This window comes from Kitasatospora sp. NBC_01539 (assembly GCF_045040525.1).
Classification (GTDB): domain Bacteria; phylum Actinomycetota; class Actinomycetes; order Streptomycetales; family Streptomycetaceae; genus Kitasatospora.
The window spans coordinates 8,225,793-8,249,995 of sequence record NZ_CP109390.1; the positions used below are offsets into that span (position 1 = coordinate 8,225,793).

General features: G+C 74.6%; 1 protein-coding gene. It reads left to right on the top strand.

Annotation, left to right across the window (positions count from 1 at the left end):
• Window positions 1-38 precede the first annotated feature (38 nt).
• Window positions 39-24,200: a non-ribosomal peptide synthase/polyketide synthase gene (locus tag OG335_RS35700; protein ID WP_405009735.1), complete on the top strand. Its 24,162-nt coding sequence runs from the start codon at window positions 39-41 to the stop codon at window positions 24,198-24,200.
• Window positions 24,201-24,203: the final 3 nt, after the last annotated feature.

Sequence of the window (24,203 nt, forward strand, 5' to 3'; positions counted from 1 at the left end):
CCTGCGCGCCCGCCCGCCCACACTTCTGGAGGTACCCCATGTCCCGCCCGCCCCGCCGCGACGGCGACGTCCTGCCCCTGACCGCGGCCCAGCGGGAGATCTGGCTCGCCGAGCAGAGCTCCCGGACGGCGGTCCCGGGCTACCGCGTCGGTGAGTGTCTGGAGATCCACGGACCGGTCGATCCGGAGCTGTTCGAAGCCGCGCTGCGCCGGGTGGTCGACGAGGTCGACGCCCTGCACGTGACCTTCGTCGACGGCGGTGAGGGCCCGCGCCAGATCCTCCGCGAGACCTGGGACTGGGCACCCGCGCACCTCGACCTCGGCGCGGAACCGGACCCCCGGGCGGCGGCCATGGCATGGATGGAACGGGACCTGGCCCGCCCGCTGGACCTCACCCGGGACCCGCTGTTCGGCCACGCGCTGATCCGGCTGTCGCCGACCGAGTTCCTCTGGTACCTCAACTACCACCACGTGGTGCTGGACGCGATCAGCAGTTCCATGGTCCGGCAGCGGGTCGGCGAGGTGTACTCGGCACTGGCCGAGGACGTCGCGGTTCCGCCCTGCCCGTTCGGCCCGCTGCGGGACCTGGTCGACAGCGACGCCGCTTACCGTTCGTCGGCCGACTTCACCGCCGACCGCTCCTACTGGACCGGGCGCTTCGCCGACCTGCCCGCCCCGACCCGGCTCGCCGGCACCTCCGTGACCGACCCGCACCAGGCCCTGCGCCTGGCCGGGGAACGGGAACTGCGCAGCCCCGAGGCGCTGCGGGCGGCGGCGGGCCGGGCCGGTGTCCGGTGGTCCCGGCTGGTGGTCGCCGCGACGGCGCTCTACGCCCACCGGCTGAGCGGCGCCCGGGACGTGGTGCTCGCCCTCCCCGTCACCGCCCGCCGGGGCACCGACCGCCAGCTGATGTCCGTGCCCGGCACGATGTCCAACGTGGTGCCCCTGCGGCTGACCGTGCGACCGGACATGCCGTGGGGCGAACTCGTCGCACAGGTGGCGGGGGAGGTCGACGCGGCCGTCGCGCACGAGCGCTACCGCAGCGAGGACCTGCTGCGCGACCTCGGCGCGTCCGGCGGCATCGGGACGGCGTTCCCGCTGATCGTCAACATCATGGCCTTCAACGCCAGGCCGAGCTTCGCCGGGCACCCCGCCTCGGTGCACCACTTCGTGTCGGGGTCGACCACCGACCTGGCCGTCTGGGTGTTCGACTACCGGGACGGCAACCCCCCGCTGCTCAGGCTGCACGGCGCCCCGGAGGGGTACGGCGACGACGACCTCGCCGCACACCAGCAGCGGCTGCTCGCCCTGCTCGACGCCGTCGCGGACTGCGACCCGGACGAGACGGTCGGCAGGATCGGCCTGCTCACGGCGGAGGAGCGTGGTGAGTTGGCGGTGCTGGGTACCGGGCCGGTGGTCCGTGACGTCGGCGCGAGCCTGTCGGGGTTGTTCCGGGCGCAGGTGCGGGCGGTGCCGGATGCTCTGGCGGTGGTGGGGCCGGAGGTGTCGTTGACGTATGCGGAGTTGGATGCGCGGGCGAACCGGTTGGCGCACGCGCTGATCGGGCGGGGTGCGGGGCCGGAGCGGCTGGTGGCGGTGGTGCTGCCGCGTTCGGTGGAGCTGGTGGTGGCGATTCTGGCGGTGCTGAAGAGCGGTGCGGCGTACGTGCCGGTGGATCCGGGGTATCCGGCGGCCCGGGTCGGGTATCTGCTGGAGGATGCCCGGCCGGCTCTGGTGGTCACCGACACGGCGTCCGTGGAGCGGTTGCCGGGGGTGGGTTCCGTCGACCGGCTGGTGCTCGACGCCCCGGAGGCGGCCGCTCTGGTGGCGTCCTGCCCGGGGACGGACCCGATGGCGGTCGTCGACCCGAGCCACCCGGCGTACGTCATCTACACCTCCGGCTCCACCGGCCGGCCCAAGGGCGTCGTGGTGACGCACGGCGGCCTGCTCAACCTGCTCACCGACCTCCGGCAGGTGCACCTCCCACCCGTGGTCGACGCACGGCGGCGGCAGCGGGTGGCCCTGACCACGTCGGTGTCGTTCGACGCCTCGTGGAACCAGCTGCTCGCCCTGTTCGCGGGCCACGAGCTGCACGTCCTGGACGAGGCGACCTGGACCGACCCGGACGCCTTCGTCGATTACGCGCGGCGCTGCGGCCTGGACTACGTCGAAGCCACCCCCTCCTACCTGCACGACCTCGTCGACCACGGCCTGCTGGGCAGCCGGGGGTGGCGGCCGTCGGTGGTCGCCGCGGGCGGCGAGGCCGTCCCTGAGGGGCTGTGGGAGCGGCTGCGGGCGGCCGAGGGAGTGTCCTGCCTCAACCTCTACGGGCCGTCCGAGTGCACCGTCAACCCGGTGACCGCGTCCGTGGGTTCGAGCTCGCGCCCGGTCATCGGCCGACCCGTCACCAACACCCGGCTGTACGTGCTCGACGGTGCGCTGCAGCCGGTGCCGGCCGGTGTGCCGGGTGAGTTGTACATCGCCGGGGCGGGCCTGGCGCGCGGCTACCTGGACCGGCCGGGTCTGACGGCCGGGCGGTTCGTGGCGGATCCGTTCGGTCCGGCCGGGGATGGGCCCCTCCTGCCCGATGGCGGGCGAGGAGGGAGGATGTACCGCACCGGCGACCTGGTGCGCTGGAACGCGGACCGGAACCTGGAGTTCCTCGGCCGCACCGACGACCAGGTCAAGGTCCGCGGCTTCCGGGTGGAGCTCGGCGAGATCGAGGCCGTCCTCGCCGAGCACCCGCAGGTCGCCCGGGCCGCCGTGATCGTCCGGCAGGACCGGGCACAGGACCCCCGCCTGGTCGCCTACCTGCAACCCGCCACCGGTGCGGAGCTCCGGCCCGAGGAGCTGCGGGCGCACCTGCGCGAGCGGCTGCCGGACTACATGGTGCCCGCCGCGTTCGTCTGCCTCGACGTCCTGCCGCTGACCCCGAACGGCAAGCTGGACCGGCGCGCCCTGCCCGAGCCCGAGTCCACCGCGACGCCGACCGGCCGGGCACCCCACACCCCGCAGGAGCAGGTGCTCGCCGGGCTGTTCGCCGAGGTGCTGGGCCTGCCACGGGTCGGTGTCGACGACGACTTCTTCGACCTCGGCGGGCACTCCCTGCTCGCCACCCGCCTGGTCGCCCGGGCCCGCTCGGTGCTGGGCGTGGAGTTGCGGCTGCGCGACCTGTTCGACGCACCGACCGTCGCGGAACTGGCGGCGGCGGTGGACGTCGCGGGCCGGGCGCGACCCGCGCTCGCGGCGGGCGAGCGGCCCGAGGCGGTCCCGCCGTCCTTCGCGCAGCGCCGCCTGTGGTTCCTGCACCGCATGGAGGGCCCGAGCGCCACCTACAACATCCCGCTGGCGCTGCGGCTCTCCGGAAGCCTGGACCAGCACGCCCTGCAGGCCGCCCTGGCGGACGTGGTCGAACGGCACGAGAGCCTGCGCACCGTCTTCCCGGTGGTCGACGGCGTGCCGTGCCAGGTCGTGCTCGACCCCGACGCGGCCCGGCCGCGGCTGAGGGTGACCGAGACCGGCGAACACGACCTGGCGGACCGGCTGGCGGAGGCGGCACGGCACGGCTTCGAGCTCGCCGAGGAGCCGCCGCTGCGCGCCGAACTGTTCGAGCTCGGCCCCGAGCAGCACGTGCTGCTGCTGGTGGTGCACCACATCGCCGGTGACGGCTGGTCGACGGGTCCGCTCTCGCGGGACCTGGCGGCCGCCTACGCGGCCCGCAGCGAGGGGTCGAAGCCGCAGTGGCAACCCCTGCCGGTCCAGTACGCCGACTACACCCTCTGGCAGCGGGAACTGCTCGGTGACGCCACCGACCCGGACAGCCTGATCAACAGCCAACTGAACTACTGGCGCCAGCAGTTGGCCGACCTTCCCGAGCAGGTCGAGCTGCCCTTCGACCGGCCCCGGCCGACGGCGATGTCCTATCGGGGCGCCCAGCTGCCGGTGCGGATCGACGCCGAACTGCACCAGGGCCTGCGCGCCCTCGCCCGCGACGGCGGAGCCAGCCTCTTCATGGTGCTCCAGGCCGGCCTGGCCGCCCTGCTGGGCAAGCTCGGCGCCGGCACCGACGTCCCGATCGGCACACCGATCGCGGGACGCACCGACGAGGCCCTGGACGACCTGGTCGGCTGCTTCGTCAACACCCTGGTGCTGCGCACCGACCTGTCCGGCGACCCGTCGTTCACCCAACTGCTGGGCCGGGTGCGCTCCGACGCGCTGGCCGCGTACGCACACCAGGACGTGCCGTTCGAGCACCTCGTCGAGGCCCTCAACCCGACCCGGACGCTCGCGCACCACCCGCTGTTCCAGACCATGCTCACCCTGCAGAACACGCCGTCCGGCACCTTCGACCTGCCGCGGCTGCGGGTGGCGGCCGACCTGGTCCCCACCGGGACGGCCAAGTGCGACCTGACCTTCGTCCTGGCCGAACAGCCCGGCGCGGACGGCCTGTCGGGCGTGGTGGAGTACAGCACCGACCTGTTCGACGCGGCCACCGTCAGCGGGATCGTCGAGCGCTGGCTGCGGCTGCTGCGCGCCGTCGCCGCCGACCCCGACCGGCGGATCGGCCGGGTGGACGTGCTGTCCGCCGACGAACTCCGGGCCCTGCTGCCGACCGCCGCCGACCGGGCCGGGAAGCTCCCGGAGAACGGCCTGCCCGCGCTGTTCGAGCGGCAGGTGCGGGCGAACCCGGGCGCGACCGCCCTCACCGACGGCGAAGTCCACCTGACGTACGGCGAGTTGAACGCCCGCGCCAACCGGCTGGCGCACGCCCTGATCGACCGCGGGGTGGGGCCGGAGCAACTGGTGGCGCTGGCCCTGCCGCGCTCGGCGGAGCTGGTCGTCGCCGTGCTCGCGGTGCTCAAGGCCGGCGCCGCGTACGTCCCGGTGGACCCGGAGTACCCGGCCGCCCGGATCGCCTACCTGCTCCAGGACACCCGGCCCGCGCTGCTCGTGACGACGAGCCGGACCGGAGAGCTGCCGGGGGCCGAGCACGTGGACCGGCTGCCGCTGGACACCGCGGACCTGGACGGGCTGCCGGACACCGACCCGGCGGTCGCCGTCGACCCGGGCAGCGCCGCCTACGTCATCCACACCTCCGGCTCCACCGGCAACCCCAAGGGCGTGGTCGTCCCGCACCGCAACGTGGTGCGCCTGTTCGACACCACCCGGGAGCTGTTCGGCTTCTCCGCCGAGGACGTCTGGACGTTCTTCCACTCCTACGCCTTCGACTTCTCGGTGTGGGAGCTGTGGGGCCCGCTGCTGCACGGCGGCCGCCTGGTCGTCGTGGACCACGAGACCAGCCGCTCGCCAGGACGGTTCCTGGAACTGCTCGCCCGCGAGCGGGTGACGGTGCTCAACCAGACGCCGTCCGCCTTCTACCAGCTCATGCAGGCGGACGCGGAGGCCCCTGAGACGGGCCGCCGACTCGCCCTGCGCACCATGGTGTTCGGCGGCGAGGCGCTGGAGCACGCCCGGTTGGCGAGCTGGTACGACCGGCACCCGCAGGACGCGCCGCTGCTGGTCAACATGTACGGCATCACCGAGACCACCGTGCACGTCACGTACGCGGCGCTCGACCGCTCCGGCACCGCCGCCGGCCAGGTCGGCACACCCCTCCCGGACCTGCGGGCGTACGTGCTCGACGCCGGCCTGCGGCCGGTGGCCCCGGGCGTGCCCGGCGAGCTGTACGTCGCGGGCCCGGGCCTGGCACGCGGCTACCTGAACCGGCCCGGCCTGACCGCCGGGCGGTTCGTGGCGGACCCGTTCGGGCCGCCGGGGTCGCGGATGTACCGCAGCGGCGACGTCGTGCGCCGAGGGGCGGACGGCAGCCTGCGCTACGTCGGCCGCGCCGACCAGCAGGTGAAGGTGCGCGGCTTCCGGATCGAGCTCGGCGAGATCGAGGCGGCGCTGGCCGCCCATCCCGGCGTCGCCCAGGTCGCCGTCCTGGCCCGGCAGGACCGGGCCGACGACACCCGGCTGGCCGCCTACCTGGTGCCCGCCGCGGGCGCCGCGCCGAGCCCGGCCGACCTGCGGGCGCACCTGCGCGAGCGGCTGCCAGAGTACATGCTGCCGTCGGCGTTCGTCGCGCTGGACGCGCTGCCGCTGACCGTCAACGGCAAGCTGGACCACCGGGCCCTTCCCGCCCCCGACCTCGCCCCGGCGACCGCCTCCCGCGCGCCGCGCACCCCGCAGGAGCAGATCCTCTGCGAGCTGTTCGCCGAGGTCCTGGGCGTGGCGTCGGCCGGCGTCGAGGACGGGTTCTTCGACCTGGGCGGGCACTCGCTGCTCGCCACCCGCCTGGCCGCCCGGATCCGCGCGACGCTCGGCGTGGAGATGCCGCTGCGCGCCCTGTTCGAGGCGCCGACCCCGGAGGGCCTGGCCGCCGCCCTGGCGGCGGCCAGGCCTGCCCAGACCGCCCTGGTGCGGCGCGAGCGCCCCGCGGTGGTGCCGCTGTCCTTCGCGCAGCGGCGGCTGTGGTTCCTGCACCAGCTGGAGGGCGCCGGCGCGAACTACCACATCTCACTGGCCTGGCGGCTGTCCGGCGCACTGGACCGGCGGGCGCTGGAGGCCGCCGTGGCGGACGTGGTCGAGCGGCACGAGAGCCTGCGCACCGTCTTCCCGGCGGTGGACGGTGTGCCGCACCAGCGGGTGCTGGACGCGGTGGCGGCCCGACCGCGGCTACGCGTGCACCGGACCACCGAAGCCGAACTGCCGGCCGCCATGGCGGAAACGAAGGACCGCCTGTTCGACCTGGCGGCCGACGTGCCGCTGCGGGTCGAGCTCTTCGAACTGGCGCCGGACGAGCACGTCTTCCACCTGGTGCTCCACCACATCGCTGGCGACGGCTGGTCACTGGGCCCGCTCGTGCAGGGGCTGACCGCCGCCTACGCGGCGCGCCGCCGCGGCGAGGAGCCGCGGTGGGCACCGCTGCCCGTGCAGTACGCCGACTACACCCTGTGGCAGCACGAACTGCTCGGTGACGCGGCCGACCGCGGCAGCCTGTTCGCGGGCCAGGCGGACTACTGGACCCGGCAGCTGGTCGGCCTGCCGGAGCGGATCCAGCTGCCCACCGACCGGCCCCGCCCGGCGGTCGCCTCGCACCGGGGCGGCTCCGTGCGCGTCGGGCTGGACGCCGAACTGCACCGCGGCCTGCGCGAACTCGCCCGCGCGCACGGGACCAGTCTGTTCATGGTGCTCCAGGCCGGCCTGGCGACGTTGTTGAGCAAGCTCGGCGCGGGCGACGACATCCCCGTCGGCAGCCCCGTCGCCGGCCGCACCGACCAGGCGCAGGACGAGTTGGTCGGCTACTTCGTCAACACCCTGGTCTTCCGCACCGACACCTCGGGCGACCCGACGTTCACCGAGCTGCTGGGCCGGGTCCGGGACACCTCGCTGGCCGGATACGCCCACCAGGACCTCCCGTTCGAGTACCTGGTCGAGGTCCTGAACCCGTCCCGGTCGCTGGCGCACCACCCGCTGTTCCAGGTCATGCTGGTGCTGCAGAACGCGCCCCGGGCCGACTTCGCGCCGCCCGGGCTGCACGTCGAGGACCTGCCGTCGGCGTCGACCACCGCCAAGCTCGACCTGATCTTCACCATGTCCGAGCGGCACGCGCAGGACGGTCCCCTCGGGCCCGACGGCCAGGGAGGTGCCCCCACCCCGGGAGGGATCGAGGGGTCCGTCGAGTACACCGGCGACCTGTACGACCCGGACACCGTCGAGACGATGATCGGGCAGTGGGAGCGGCTGCTGCGGGCCGCGGTCGCCGACCCTCGGCGGCGGCTCAGCCGACTCGGCCTGCTCACGGCGGAGGAGCGTGGTGAGTTGGCGGTGCTGGGTGCCGGGCCGGTGGTCCAGGATGTCGCCGAAAGCCTGTCGGGGTTGTTCCGGGCGCAGGTGCGGGCGGTGCCGGATGCTCTGGCGGTGGTGGGGCCGGAGGTGTCGTTGACGTATGCGGAGTTGGATGCGCGGGCGAACCGGTTGGCGCATGCGTTGATCGGGCGGGGTGCGGGGCCGGAGCGGCTGGTGGCGGTGGTGCTGCCGCGTTCGGTGGAGCTGGTGGTGGCGATTCTGGCGGTGCTGAAGAGCGGTGCGGCGTACGTGCCGGTGGATCCGGGGTATCCGGCGGCCCGGGTCGGGTATCTGTTGGAGGATGCCCGGCCGGCTCTGGTGGTCACCGATACGGCGTCCGTGGAGCGGTTGCCGGGGGTGGGTTCCGTCGACCGGCTGGTGCTCGACGCCCCGGAGGCGGCCGCTCTGGTGGCGTCCTGCCCGGGGACGGACCCGATGGCGGTCGTCGACCCGAGCCACCCGGCGTACGTCATCTACACCTCCGGCTCCACCGGCCGGCCCAAGGGCGTCGTGGTGACGCACGGCGGCCTGCTCAACCTGTTCGCCAACCAGGGCCCGCTGGTCTCCCCGACGGGAGCGCGGGTACGGATGGGGCTGACCACGTCCGTGTCCTTCGACGCCTCCTGCGACCAGCTGTTCGCCCTCTTCGCGGGCCACGAGCTGCACGTCCTGGACGAGGCGACCTGGACCGACCCGGACGCCTACCTCGCGTACGCCGTGCGGACCGGGCTGGACACCGTCGGCGGCACTCCCTCCTACCTGCAGGTCCTCGTCGACCACGGCCTGCTGGACCACCCGCAGTGGCGCCCCTCGATGATCGGGCTGGGCGGGGAGGCCGTCCCCGAGCAGCTGTGGGAGCGGCTGCGGGCCGCCGGGGGAGTGTCCTCCGTGAACTACTACGGGCCGTCCGAGTGCACGGTGGACTCGGTCTTCGCGCCGCTGGGTTCGAGCCCGCGGCAGGTGATCGGCCGACCGCTCGGCGGAGTCCGGCTGTACGTGCTCGACGGTGCGCTGCAGCCGGTGCCGGCCGGTGTGCCGGGTGAGTTGTACATCGCCGGGGCGGGCCTGGCGCGCGGCTACCTGGACCGGCCGGGTCTGACGGCCGGGCGGTTCGTGGCGGATCCGTTCGGTCCGGCCGGGGATGGGCCCCTCCTGCCCGATGGCGGGCGAGGAGGGAGGATGTACCGCACCGGCGACCTGGTGCGCTGGAACGCGGACCGGAACCTGGAGTTCCTCGGCCGCACCGACGACCAGGTCAAGGTCCGCGGCTTCCGGGTGGAGCTCGGCGAGATCGAGGCCGTCCTCGCCGAGCACCCGCAGGTCGCCCGGGCCGCCGTGATCGTCCGGCAGGACCGGGCACAGGACCCCCGCCTGGTCGCCTACCTGCAACCCGCCACCGGTGCGGAGCTCCGGCCCGAGGAGCTGCGGGCGCACCTGCGCGAGCGGCTGCCGGACTACATGGTGCCCGCCGCGTTCGTCTGCCTCGACGTCCTGCCGCTGACCCCGAACGGCAAGCTGGACCGGCGCGCCCTGCCCGAGCCCGAGTCCACCGCGACGCCGACCGGCCGGGCACCCCACACCCCGCAGGAGCAGGTGCTCGCCGGGCTGTTCGCCGAGGTGCTGGGCCTGCCACGGGTCGGTGTCGACGACGACTTCTTCGACCTCGGCGGGCACTCCCTGCTCGCCACCCGCCTGGTCGCCCGGGCCAGGACGACCCTCGGGGTCGAGCTGGAGCTGCGCGCCCTGTTCCGCACCCCCACCGTGGCCGGGCTGGCCGCCGGGCTGGGCGGCGCGGACCGGGCCCGGCTCGCCCTGGAGCGGGCGGAGCGGCCCGCGACGGTGCCGCTGTCGTCCGCCCAGCGGCGGCTGTGGTTCCTGCGCCAACTGGAGGGCGCGGACTCGGTCTACAACATGCCGCTCGCGTGGCGGCTCACCGGACCGCTGGACCTGGCGGCCCTGGAGGCGGCGCTGGGCGACCTCGCCGACCGGCACGAGACACTGCGCACGGTCTTCCCGGCCGTGGACGGCGTGCCCCACCAGCAGGTGCTGGCCGTCGGGGAGGCGCGGCCCACACTGGCGGTCACCCCGACCGACGAGCGGTCCCTGCGGGAGCTGCTGGCGGGAGCCGCCGCGCGCGGATTCGACCTCGCGGCCGAACCGCCGCTGCGCGCCGAGGTGTTCGAGCTCTCGGCGGACGAGCACGTGCTGCTGCTGGTCATGCACCACATCGCGGGCGACGGCTGGTCGCTGGGCCCGCTGGCCGCCGACCTGGCCACCGCGTACGCGGCGCGCCGCCGGGGCGAGGAGCCGGGGTGGGCGCCGCTGCCCGTGCAGTACGCCGACTACACCCTGTGGCAGCAGCGGCTGCTCGGCGACGCGGCCGACCCGCACAGCCTGTCCGCCCGTCAGACGGCCTACTGGACGAGGACGCTGGCGGACCTGCCGGAGCAGATCCGGCTCCCCGCCGACCGGCACCGTCCCGCGGTCCCCTCCCACGCCGGCGGCCACCTGGCGGTCGAACTGGACGCCGACCTGCACGCCGGACTGGTCAGGCTGGGCCGGGAGCACGGCGCCAGCGTCTACATGGTGATGCAGGCCGCCCTGGCCTCGCTGCTGGACAAGCTCGGCGCGGGCACGGACATCCCGGTCGGCAGCCTGATCGCCGGCCGGACCGACCAGGCGCTGGACGACCTCGTCGGGTTCTTCGTCAACACCCTCGTGCTCCGCACGGACACCGGCGGCGACCCGTCCTTCGCCGAACTGCTGGTCCGGGTCCGGGAGGCCGCGCTCGGCGCGTACGCGCACCAGGACCTGCCGTTCGAGCACGTCGTCGAGGCGCTCAACCCCTCCCGCTCGCTGGCCCGCCAGCCGCTGTTCCAGGTGCTGCTCGCGCTGCAGAACGTGCCCGGCACCGAGTTCGCGCTGGACGGCCTGGCCGCCGAGATCGTCCTGGTGCGGACGCCGACCACGATGTTCGACCTCGGCTTCCACCTGCTGGAGCGCGGCGGCACCGGCGGCCCGGCCGAGGGCATCGTCGGACGGGTCGAGTACAGCACCGACCTGTTCGACCCCGCCACGGTGGAGGCCCTGGTCGCCCGGTGGCTGCGGCTGCTGGCGGCGGTCGTCGCCGAACCGCAGCGTCCACTGAGCCGGATCGACGTCCTCACCGCCGAGGAGCGGCACGAGCTGCTGGTCGCCCGCAACGACACCGGCCGTCCGGCTCCCGAGACCACCCTGCCCGCGCTGTTCGAGGCGTGGGCGCGGGAGACCCCGCAGGCCCCGGCGGTCGTCCTCGGGGACACCGTCCTGACCTACCGCGAGCTGAACCGTCGGGCCAACCGCCTGGCCCACGCGCTGATCGCGCGCGGCGTGGGCCCGGAGCAGGTCGTCGCGCTGCGGCTGCCGCGCTCGGCCGAGCTGGTGGTCGCCGTCCTCGCGGTGCTCAAGACGGGCGCGGCGTACCTGCCGGTCGACCCGGACTACCCGGCCGCCCGCATCGCGTACATGCTGGAGGACGCCCGCCCCGCCGTGGTGCTCGACGACCCCGCGGCCGCCACCCCGGCCGGGGACCTGCCGGAGCACGACCCGGCCGTCCCCGTGGACGCCCGGCACCCGGCGTACGTCATCTACACCTCCGGTTCCACCGGCCGTCCCAAGGCCGTGGTGATGCCCGCCGCCGGACTGCTGAACCTGCTGGCCTGGCACCACCGGACCGTCGGCGGCGAACCGGGCACCCGCACCGCGCAGTTCACCGCGATCAGCTTCGACGTCTCGGTACAGGAGGTGCTGTCCGCGCTGCTGTACGGCAAGACCCTCGTGGTGCCGACCGAGGAGCAGCGTCGCAGCGCCGAGCTGTTCGCGCACTGGCTGGACCGGCACCGGGTCGAGGAGCTGTTCGCCCCCAACCTGGTGGTCGAGGCGCTGGCCGAGGCCGCCGAGGAGGCCGGGCTGGACCTGCCGCACCTGCGGCTGGTCGCCCAGGCCGGCGAGGCGATGCGGCTGGGCGGTGCCGTGCGACGCTTCCGGGCCCGCCGACCGGGCCGGGTGCTGCACAACCACTACGGGCCCGCCGAGACCCATGTCATCACCGCCTACGCGCTCCCGGCCGACCCCGACTGCCCGCTGCCGGTCCCGATCGGCCGACCGATCACCAACTGCCGGGTGTACGTGCTGGACCAGGCCCTGCGACCGGTCGCCCCGGGCGTGCTGGGCGAGCTGTACCTGGCCGGAGCGGGCCTGGCCCGCGGTTACCTGAACCGGCCCGGGCTCAGTGCCGGGCGCTTCGTCGCCGACCCGTTCGGTCCGCCCGGCACGCGGATGTACCGCACCGGCGACCTGGTGCGCTGGCGCGCCTGGGGGTCCCCCCGGCCGGAGGCCGGGGGAGGCGAGCTGGAGTTCGCCGGCCGGGTGGACCACCAGGTCAAGGTCCGCGGGTTCCGGGTCGAACCGGGCGAGATCGAGGCCGAGCTGACCGCGTACCCGGGCGTCGCCCAGGTCGCGGTGCTCGCCCGCGAGGACCGGCCGGGGGAGACCAGGCTCGTCGCGTACGTCGTCCCCTCGGACGGGAGCGGGACGACCGCGGCGGCACTCGCCGCGTACCTGCGCGAGCGGGTGCCGGACTACCTGGTGCCGTCCGCGTTCGTGCTGCTGGACGCGCTGCCGCTGACCCCGAACGGGAAGCTGGACCGGGCGGCGCTGCCCGCGCCGGAGCCCGGTGCGGCGGCAGGCGGCCGGGCGCCGCGCACGCCGCAGGAGCAGATCCTGTGCGCGTTGTTCGCCGAGGTGCTGGGCCTCGCCCGGGTCGGCGTCGACGAGGACTTCTTCGCGCTGGGCGGCCACTCCCTGCTCGCCACCCGGTTGGCCTCCCGCGTCCGGGTGACCCTCGGGGTCGAGCTGGAGCTGCGCGCCCTGTTCCGCACCCCGACCCCCGCCGGGCTGGCGTCCGGACTGCACGACGCCGGCACCGCCCGGCAGGCCCTGGTGCCCCGGCCCCGCCGCGAACCGATGCCGCTGTCGTTCGCCCAGCGCCGGCTCTGGTTCCTCCAGCAGTTCGGCATGCCCAGCGCCACCTACCACATGCCGCTGGCCCTGCGGCTGTCCGGCGACCTCGACCGGGCCGCGCTGGACGCCGCGCTCGCGGACGTGGTGGCCCGGCACGAGACCCTGCGCACGGTCTTCCCGCACACCGCCGGAATCCCGCACCAGCGGGTGCTGGCACCCGCCGAGGCCGCCGTCCCGCTGGCCGTGCGCGCGGCCGCCGAGGCGGAGGTGCCCGCCCTGCTGCGCGAGGCGGCGGTGCGCGGCTTCGACCTGACCTCGGACGTGCCGCTGCGGGCGGAGCTGTTCGAGCTCTCGGCGGACGAGCACGTGCTGCTGCTGGTCATGCACCACATCGTCGGGGACGGCTGGTCCATGGGCCCGCTGGCCCGCGACCTGGCCGCCGCCTACACCGCCCGGCAGGGCGGCCGGGCACCGGAGTTGCCGCCCCTGCCGGTGCAGTACGGCGACTACACCCTGTGGCAGCACGAGATCCTCGGCGACGAGCACGACACCACCAGCGTGTTCGCCCGCCAGGTCGGCTACTGGAGGCAGGCGCTGGCCGGACTGCCCGAGCAGCTGCAGCTGCCCGCCGACCGGCCGCGCCCGGCCACCATGTCGTACGGCGGCGACCTGCTGGAGCTCCGGATCGACGCCGAACTGCACACCGCGCTGGTGGAGTTGGCGCGCCGCTCGGGGACGACCATGTTCATGGTGCTGCAGGCGGCGCTGGCCGCGCTGTACACGCGGTTGGGCGCGGGCACGGACATCCCGATCGGCAGCCCGGTCGCCGGCCGCACCGACGAGGCGCTGGACGACCTGGTCGGGTTCTTCATCAACACGCTGGTGCTGCGCACGGACACCGGTGGCGACCCGTCCTTCGCCGAACTGCTGGGCCGGGTGCGGGAGACGGCGCTGTCGGCGTACGCGCACCAGGACGTGCCGTTCGAGCACCTGGTGGAGGCACTGAACCCGTCCCGCTCGCTCTCCCACCACCCGCTGTACCAGACCGGGCTGGTCGTGCAGAACGCGCCCGGTGGCGACTTCGACCTGCCCGGCCTGAAGGTCTCCGGGATGGCCGTGCTCACCGGGACCGCCCGCCTCGACCTGACCTTCGGGTTCGCGGAGGAGCACGCCCCCGACGGCACGCCGGCCGGACTCAGCGGCGCGGTCGAGTACAGCACCGACCTGTTCGACCGCCCGACGGTCGAGGCCCTGGCCGCCCGGTGGCTGCGGCTGCTGGCCGCGGTCGCCGCCGCGCCCGACCGGCCGATCGGCGGGATCGACCTGCTGTCCGCCGAGGAACGCCGCGAGCTGCTGCCCGCCGCCGAGGCCGGGACGGCCGGGGCGAGCCTGCCGGAGCTGTTCGCGGCGCGGGTGGCGGCGACGCCGGACGCGGTGGCGCTGGTGGGCGACGGCGATGAACTGACGTATCGTCAGTTGGATGTGCGGGCGAACCGGTTCGCGCATGCGCTGATCGCCCGTGGGGTGGGGCCGGAGCGGGTGGTGGCGGTGGCGCTGCCGCGGTCGGTGGAGTCGGTGTTGGCGGTCCTGGGCGTGCTGAAGGCCGGGGCGGCGTACCTGCCGGTGGATCCGGCGTACCCGCGGGCGCGGATCGCGTACATGGTGGAGGACGCCCGTCCGGCGCTGGTGGTCGACGACCCGGCGATGGTGAACGAGGGCGACTGGCCGGAGAGCGACCCGCAGGTCGTGTTCGACGTCCGGCACCCGGCGTACGTGATCTACACCTCGGGTTCGACCGGCCGCCCCAAGGGCGTCGTGGTGAGCCACGCCGGCGTGTCGGGCCTGGTGGCGGCGCAGGCCGAGCGGCTCGGCGTGGCGCCGGGCAGCCGGGTGCTCCAGTTCGCCTCGCCCAGCTTCGACGCGTCCTTCTGGGACCTGTGCAGCGCGCTGCTCACCGGTGCCGCCCTCGTCCTGGCACCCGCCGAGTCCCCGCTGGAGGCCCTGACGGACCGCCGGCTGGACGTCACCCACGTGACGCTCCCGCCTTCGGCCCTGGCCGCGCTGGAGAGCACCGACCTCACGGCCACCACCCTGGTGGTGGCGGGTGAGGCGTGCCCGCCGGAGCTGGTGGCGCGGTGGGCGCCCGGTCGGCGGATGATCAACGCGTACGGTCCGACCGAGACCACGGTGTGCGCGACCATGAGCGACCCGCTGTCCCCGGGCTCCGGCGTGCCGTCGATCGGCCGGCCGGTCGCGGGCTTCCGGGTGTACGTCCTGGACGACCGGCTGCAGCCGGTACCGCCGGGCGTGGTGGGGGAGTTGTACGTCGCGGGCGCGGGTCTGGCGCGCGGCTACCTGGACCGGCCGGGCCTGACGGCCGGGCGGTTCGTCGCCTGCCCGTTCGGCACGGAGGGCGCGCGGATGTACCGCACTGGGGATCTGGTGCGGCGCCGGGCCGACGGGCAGTTGGAGTACGTCGGCCGCGCCGACGACCAGGTCAAGGTCCGCGGCTTCCGCGTCGAACTCGGCGAGGTCGAGGCCGCACTGGCCGGGCACCCCGCCGTCGCCCAGGCCGCCGTCCTCGCCCGGGACGACCGGCTCGTCGGCTACGTGACGGTCCGTCCGGGCCGGTCCGTCCGTTCCGCAGAGCTGGCGGCGCACCTGCGTGAGCGGCTGCCGGACTACCTGGTGCCGACCGTCCTCGCGGTGCTGGACGCGCTGCCGCTGACGCCGAACGGGAAGCTGGACCGGGCGGCGCTGCCCGCGCCCGAAAGCGCCCACACCGGCAGCGGCCGGGCGCCGCGCACTCCGCAGGAGCAGATCCTCGCCGAGCTGTTCGCCGAGGTGCTCGACGTGCCACGGGTCTCGGTCGACGACGACTTCTTCGACCTGGGCGGGCACTCCCTGCTCGCCACCCGGCTGGCCGCCAGGGTGCGCTCGGTGCTCGGCGTGGAGCTCGGGCTGCGCACCCTCTTCCAGGCACCCACCGTGGCCGGCCTGGCCGGGCAACTGGCCGGGGCCGGTCGCACCCGCCCGGCACTGACCGCGCAGGAACGGCCCGAGGCGGTGCCGCTGTCCTTCGCCCAGCGCCGCCTCTGGTTCCTGCACCGCATGGACGCCGCCGCCGCGACCTACCACATCCCGCTGGCACTCCACCTGACCGGAACGCTCGACCGGCCCGCGCTGGACCAGGCGCTGGCCGACGTGGTGGCCCGGCACGAGAGCCTGCGAACGGTGTTCTCCGAGGTCGACGGCGTACCCTGCCAGCGCGTGCTGGACCCGGACGCGGTCCGCCTCCGGACCCGGCCCACCGCGGTGACGCAGGACGAACTGCCGCAGCGGCTCGCCGAGTCCGCCCGGCAGCCCTTCGACCTGGCGACGCAGCCGCCGTTGCGGGCGGAGCTGTTCGCCCTCGCGCCGGACGAGCACGTGCTGCTGCTGGTCATGCACCACATCGCCGCCGACGGCTGGTCCACCGGGCCGCTGGCCCGCGACCTCGCCGAGGCGTACGCGGCCCGCTGCGAGGGCCGGACGGCGGACCGGGCGCCCCTGCCGGTGCAGTACGGCGACTACACCCTGTGGCAGCGCGAGCTGCTCGGCGACGCTGCCGACCCGCACAGCCGGTTCGCCGAGCAGCTCGACTACTGGAAGCGGCAGCTGTCCGACCTGCCGGAGCTGCTTCCGCTGCCCGCCGACCGGCCGCGCCCCGCCGTCGCGGGCTGGCACGGAGACCACCTCGGCCTGGAGCTCGGCGCCGAACTGCACGCCGCACTGGTGGAGTTGGCGCGCACCACCGGCACGAGCCTGTTCATGGTGCTGCAGGCGGCGCTGGCCGCGCTGTACACGCGGTTGGGCGCGGGCACGGACATCCCGATCGGCAGCCCGATCGCGGGGCGCACGGACGAGGCGCTGGACGACCTGGTCGGGTTCTTCGTCAACACGCTGGTGCTGCGCACGGACACCGGTGGCGACCCGTCCTTCGTCGAACTGCTGGGCCGGGTGCGGGAGACGGCGCTGTCGGCGTACGCGCACCAGGACGTGCCGTTCGAGCACCTGGTGGAGGCGCTGAACCCGTCCCGCTCGCTCTCCCACCACCCGCTGTTCCAGACCATCCTGGCCGTGCAGAACGCGCCGATGGGCCGCTTCTCGCTGCCCGGTCTGGACGTCGCCACCTACGCGGTCGCGACCGGAACCGCCAAGTTCGACCTCGGCGTGAGCATGGTCGAGCAGTTCGGCCCGGACGGGAGCCCGGCAGGCATCGCCGGCGCGGTCGAGTACGCCACCGACCTGTTCGACCGCTCGACGGTCGCAGCCCTGGTCCGGCGCTGGACGCTCCTGCTGGAGGCCGTCACCGCCGACCCGGAGCAGCCGATCGGAGGGATCGACCTCCTGGACGCCGACGAGCGGAACCGGCTGCTGGAACGCGACAACGCGACCGCCCGGAACGTGAACGCCGTCCCGGTGCCACAGGCCTTCGCGGCGCGGGTGGCGGCGACGCCGGACGCGGTGGCGCTGGTCCGTGGTGACGTCGAGTTGACGTACGCGGAGGTGGATGTGCGGGCGAACCGGTTCGCGCATGCGCTGATCGCTCGTGGGGTGGGGCCGGAGCGGGTGGTGGCGGTGGCGCTGCCGCGGTCGGTGGAGTCGGTGGTGGCGGTCCTGGGCGTGCTGAAGGCCGGGGCGGCGTACCTGCCGGTGGATCCGGCGTACCCGCGGGCGCGGATCGCGTACATGGTGGAGGACGCCCGTCCGGCGCTGGTGGTCGACGACCCGGCGATGGTGAACGAGGGCGACTGGCCGGAGAGCGACCCGCAGGTCGTGTTCGACGTCCGGCACCCGGCGTACGTGATCTACACCTCGGGTTCGACCGGCCGCCCCAAGGGCGTCGTGGTGAGCCACGGCGGTGTGGCGAGTCTGGTCGCCGCCCAGATCGAGCGCTTCGCGATCGAACCCGACAGCCGGGTGCTCCAGTTCGCCTCGCCCAGCTTCGACGCCTCGGTGTCGGAGATCTGCACCGCCCTGCTGGGCGGCGCCACCCTGGTGCTGCCCCCTGCGACCGATCCGCTCGCCGCACTGACCGACCCGGCCCTGCGCGTCACCCACGCGACGGTGCCCCCGTCCGTCCTCGCCGCCGTGCCGGACGGCTCGGTGACGGTGTCGACGCTGGTGGTGGCGGGTGAGGCGTGCCCGCCGGAGCTGGTGGCGCGGTGGGCGCCCGGCCGGCGGATGATCAACGCGTACGGTCCGACCGAGACCACGGTGTGCGCGACCATGAGCGACCCGCTGTCCCCGGGCTCCGGCGTGCCGTCGATCGGCCGACCGATCGCCAACGCCCGGGTGTACGTCCTGGACGACCGGCTGCAACCGGTACCGCCGGGCGTGGTGGGGGAGTTGTACGTCGCGGGCGCGGGTCTGGCGCGTGGCTACCTGGACCGGCCGGGCCTGACGGCCGGGCGGTTCGTCGCCTGCCCGTTCGGAGCTGGTGGGCCCCTCCTGCCCGACGGCGGGCAAGGAGGGAGGATGTACCGCACCGGCGACCTGGTACGGCGCCGGGCCGACGGGCAGTTGGAGTACGTCGGCCGCGCCGACGACCAGGTCAAGGTCCGCGGCTTCCGCGTCGAACTCGGCGAGGTCGAGGCCGCACTGGCCGGGCACCCCGCCGTCGCCCAGGCCGCCGTCCTCGCCCGGGACGACCGGCTCGTCGGCTACGTCGTCCCGCGCCAGGACGCGGCCCGGGACAGCGGGCTGGAGGCGGACCACGTGGGCGAGTGGCAGGACATCTACGACGCCCTGCCCATCGCCCCCGAGGAGGCCGCCTTCGGCCAGAACTTCGTCGGCTGGAACAGCAGTTACGACGCGAGCCCGATCCCCGTCGAGCAGATGCGGGAGTGGCGGGACGCCACCGTGGCCCGCATCCTGGCCCTGCGCCCGCGCCGGGTGCTGGAGGTCGGCGTCGGCACCGGTCTGCTGCTCTCGCAGGTCGCGCCGCACTGCGAGACCTACTGGGCGACCGACTTCTCCGCCACCGCGATCGACGCCCTGAGCGCCCAAGTGGCTAGGGAGGAGCGGCTGGCCGGGCGCGTGGTGCTGCAGACCCGGCCGGCGCACGACACCGACGGGCTGCCGGCCGGGGAGTTCGACACCATCGTGGTCAACTCGGTGGTTCAGTACTTCCCGTCCGCCGACTACCTCGCGGACGTGATCGGGAAGCTGATGCGGCTGCTCGCCCCCGGTGGCGCGCTCTTCGTCGGAGACGTCCGCAACCTGCGGCTGCTGCGCCCGCTGGCCACCGCCGTCCAGCTGCACCGCACCGGCGACGGCGCCGACCTCGCGGCGGTGCGCCGCGCGGTGGAGCAGGCCGTCCGGGTGGAGAAGGAACTCCTGGTCGACCCGGACTTCTTCACCGCCCTGCGCGAGCACGGCCCGGACATCGGGGCGGTGGCGGTGGAGGTCAAGCGAGGACGCCACCACAACGAACTGACCCGCTACCGCTACGACGTGACGCTGCACAAGCCGCCGGTCGCCCCGGCGGCCCGGGGCCGGACCGTCGAGCTGGCATGGGGACGGCAGGTCGCCGGACTGGACGAGCTGCGCGAACTCCTCGCCCAGCCGCCCGCCGAGGTGCTGCGGATCACCGGGGTGCCGAACCGCCGCGTCGTGCGGGAAGCCGCCCTGGCCCGGGCCGTGCAGGACGGCGACGGGACGCTCGCCGAGCTGCTGGAGCGGCTGCACGCCCCGGAGGACGGAGACCTCCCCGACCCGGACGACTTCCACGCCCTCGGCGCGGAGTTCGACCGCCGGGTGGGCGTCACCTGGTCGGCCACCGCGGCCGACGCCCTGGACGTCGTCCTCGCCGACCCGCGGACTCACCACGGCTCCCCGGCCGTACCGTTCCCGTCGGCCGGCACCGCCGGCCGGGCGCTGTCGGCGCTGACCAACCGCCCGGTCGGCAGCCGCGGCACCGGCACCCTGCTCGGCGAACTGCGTGACTGGCTGCGCGGGCGGCTGCCCGACCACCTGGTCCCGGCTGCGTTCGTGGCGCTGGAAGCACTGCCGCTGACGGCCAACGGCAAACTCGACCGCCGGGCCCTGCCCGCCCCCGACCCCGGCCCGGCCGGAGCCGGGCGGGCGCCGCGCACCCCGCAGGAACAGCTCCTCGCCGAGCTGTTCGCCGAGGTGCTCGGCCTGGCCCAGGTCGGCGTCGAGGACAGCTTCTTCGACCTCGGCGGGCACTCGCTGCTGGCGACCCGCCTCGCCTCCCGCGTCCGGGCGACCCTCGGCGCGGAGCTGGAGGTCCGCACCCTGTTCGAGACCCCGACCGTGGCCGCCCTGGCGGCCCGCCTCGACGGCTCCGGCACGGCGCGGCCCACGCTCACCGCCCGGCCCCGCCAGGAGCGCGTCGAACTGTCCTTCGCCCAGCGCCGCCTGTGGTTCCTGCACCGGATGGACGGGCCGAGCGCCACCTACAACATGCCGCTCGCGCTGAGCCTGACCGGTCGCCTCGACCGGCCGGCCCTGCACGCCGCACTCGCCGACGTGATCGCCCGGCACGAGAGCCTGCGAACGGTCTTCCGTGAGACCGACGGCGTCCCGTACCAGGTCGTGCTGGACGCCTCCCAGGCCCGTCCGGCGCTGCCGGTGGTCGAGCTCGACGAGAGCCGGCTGGCCGATCGGCTGGCGGCCGCCGCCCGGCGCGGCTTCGACCTGGCCACGGAACCACCGGTGCGGGCCGAGCTGTACGCCCTCACCCCCGACCGGCACGTCCTGCTGGTCGTGGTGCACCACATCGCCGCCGACGGCTGGTCGATGGGGCCGCTCTCCGGCGACCTCGCGACCGCCTACGCGGCGCGCTGCCGGGGCGAGGAGCCGCAGTGGCCCCCGCTGCCCGTGCAGTACGCGGACTACACGCTGTGGCAGCGCGACCTGCTCGGCGACACCGCCGACCCGGACAGCCTGTTCGCCCGCCAACTCGGCTACTGGAAGGGCGAGCTGGCCGACCTGCCGCAGCAGCTGCAACTACCCGCCGACCGGCCCCGGCCGCCGGTGGCCTCCCAGCGGGGCGACCGGGTCGTGGTCCGGATGGACCCCGAACTGCACCAGGCCCTGCGGGATCTGGCCGCCGCGCGCGGTGCCAGCATGTTCATGGTGCTCCAGGCCGGCCTCGCCGCGCTGCTCACCCGGCTCGGCGCCGGCACGGACATCCCGATCGGCAGCCCGATCGCCGGCCGTACCGACCAGGCGCTGGACGAGCTCGTCGGGTTCTTCGTCAACACCCTGGTGCTGCGCACCGACACCGGCGGCGACCCGTCCTTCGCCGAACTGCTCGGCCGGGTCCGGCAGAAGGCGCTCACCGCGTACGACCACCAGGACGTGCCGTTCGAGTACCTGGTCGAGGTGGCCAACCCGGTGCGGTCGCTGGCCCACCACCCGCTGTTCCAGGTCATGCTGGCCCTGCAGAACGCGCCGCTCGGCGAGTTCGCGCTGCCGGGGCTGGAGACCGGCCACCTGGAGGCGCCGACCGGGACCTCCCGGGTCGACCTGACGTTCAGCCTGGCCGAGCAGTTCCGCCCGGACGGTCCCCCCGGGCCTGGCGGCCCGGGAGGTGCCCCCATCGCGGACGGCCTGGTCGGCGCGGTGGAGTACGCCACCGACCTGTTCGACGGGCCCACCGTGGAGCTCCTGTTCGAACGCCTGGCCCGCCTGCTGCGCGCGGCCGCCGCCGACCCGGACCGGCCGATCAGCCGGATCGACCTGATGTCCGGTGCGGAACGCCACCGCCTGCTGCACGGCTTCAACGACACCGCCGCACAGCTGCCGACGGCCCCGCTCCCGGAGCTGTTCGCCCACCAGGTGCGGGCCAGCCCGGACGCACTCGCGGTCGTGGCGGGCGGTACCGGGCTGACCTACGCGGAGCTCGACCGGCGGGCCGGCCGCCTGGCGGGGACGCTGGTCCGCCACGGCGTGCGGCCGGAGACGCCGGTCGCGGTCATGCTGCCCCGCTCGGCGGAGCTGGTCGTGGCGATTCTGGCGATCGTCAAGGCGGGCGGCGCCTACGTGCCGCTGGACCCGCGTTTCCCCTCCTCCCGGATCGAGCTGATCATGCGGGAGAGCGGAGCCGCCCTGGTGCTCACCCCGGAGGTGCTCACCGCACTGGAGCAGTCCGCGGCCGCCGACCCGTCCGACGCCGAAGTCCCCTGCGAAACCGACCAGTTGGCGTACATCATGTACACCTCCGGCTCCACCGGGCGGCCGAAGGGCGTGGCCGTCACCCACCGCGACGTCGCGGGCCTCGCACTGAGCTCCGAATGGCGCGGCGGCGGGCACGAGCGGGTACTGATGCACTCCCCGACGGCCTTCGACCTCTCGACCTACGAGCTGTGGGTGCCGCTGCTCAACGGAGGCCGGGTCGTGGTCGCCCCGCCCGAGCAGCTCGACCTCGACCTGCTGCAGCACACGATCGCCACGCACGGGGTGACCGGACTGTGGCTGACCGCCGGACTGTTCCGGCTGGTCGCCGAGGAACGCCCGGCCCTGCTCGCCGGGGTGCGCGAGGTGTGGACCGGCGGCGACGTGGTCTCCCCGGCCGCCGCCGCCCGGGTGCTCGCCGCCTGCCCCGGCATCGAGGTGGTCAACGGCTACGGGCCCACCGAGGCCACCACCCTGGCCACCCGCCACCTCGTGAACGACCTCCCCGAGAACGCCGCGACCGTGCCGATCGGCGGCCCGATGGCGAACATGCGCACCTACGTGCTCGACGACCGGCTGCAACCGGTGCCCACCGGCATGGTCGGCGAGCTGTACCTCGCGGGGACGGGCGTGGCCCGCGGCTACCTCGGCCGACCCGGCCTGACGGCGGAGCGCTTCACCGCCGACCCGTACGGGCCGGCCGGACGCCGGATGTACCGCACCGGCGACCTCGCCCGGTGGCTTCCCGACGGGACGCTCGACTTCGCCGGACGCGTCGACCACCAGGTCAAACTGCGCGGTCTGCGAATCGAGCCCGGAGAGATCGAAGCCGTCCTGGCGGCCTGCCCCGACATCGCCCAGGCGGCGGTGGTCGCCCGCGAGGACCGGCCGGGCGACAAGCGGCTGGTCGCCTACCTGGTGCCCGCCCCCGAAGGCGGGCCCGAGACGGCCGAACTGTCCACCCGGCTGCGCCGCGACCTGCCCGACTACATGGTGCCGGCGGCGTTCGTCGTCGTGGACGCGCTGCCGCTGACCGCCAACGGCAAGCTCGACCGGGCCGCCCTGCCCGCCCCCGACTACGGAGTGTCGAGCGCCGGACGCGGCCCCCGGACGCCGCAGGAACAACTGCTGTGCGGCCTGTTCGCCGAAGTCCTCGGCCGGGAGCAGGTGGGCATCGACGACGGCTTCTTCGACCTGGGCGGGCACTCGCTGCTGGCCGCCCGGTTGGCCTCCCGGGTCCGCGAGACCCTCGGTCTGGAACTGGGGCTGCGGATGCTGTTCGAGGCGCCGACCGTGGCCGGGCTCACCGAACGCCTCGCCATGGACGACCAGGCCGACGCACTGGACGTGCTGCTGCCACTGCGCTCGACCGGGCCGGACACCCCGCTGTTCTGCGTCCACCCCGGCGGCGGCATCAGCTGGTCCTACAGCGGGCTGCTGAACCACCTCGGCCCGCAGCACCCGGTCTACGCGCTCCAGGCGCGCGGCCTCGGCCGGCCCGAACCGCTGCCGACCTCCTACGAGGGGATGGCGGCCGACTACGCCGACCACGTCCAGAAGGTCCAGCCGCAGGGCCCGTACCTGCTGCTCGGCTGGTCCGCGGGCGGACTGATCGCCCACGCGCTGGCCTGCGAACTCCAGGCGCGCGGCGAACGGACCGCACTGCTGGCGATCCTCGACGCCTACCCGGTGAAGGACGTGCGGTTCGAGGAGGAGCCGGTACCCACCGTGCGGGACGTGCTCGTCGGGGTGCTCGACGTCGACCCGGACGAACTGGGAGACCGGGAGATCACCTACGCCGAGGTCGCCGAGGTGCTGAACCGGCGCGGCAGCGCGCTGGCCGGCCTGAACGAGCGGCAGATCGAGGTGATCGTCCAGATCATGATCAACAACGCGAAGCTGGCGGTCGACTTCGTCCCCGGCCGGTACGACGGGGACCTGCTGCTGTTCAACTCCACGATCGACCGGGGCGACGACGACGCCGGTCCGGAGGTCTGGCGCCCGTACATCGCGGGCCGGATCGAATCGCACGAGATCACCACCCGCCACGACCAGATGACCCAGGCGGGCTCGCTGGCCCAGATCGGACCGATCCTGGCCGCCAGGATCGCCGGCGCCACCCGCGACGCCCGTGACACCACCCTTTCCCCCCAGGAGGACTGACCC

Coding starts and splice junctions, on each gene's coding strand:
- OG335_RS35700 (WP_405009735.1), top strand. CDS start 39: ATGTCCCGCCCGCCCCGCCGCGACGGCGACGTCCTGCCCCTGACCGCG.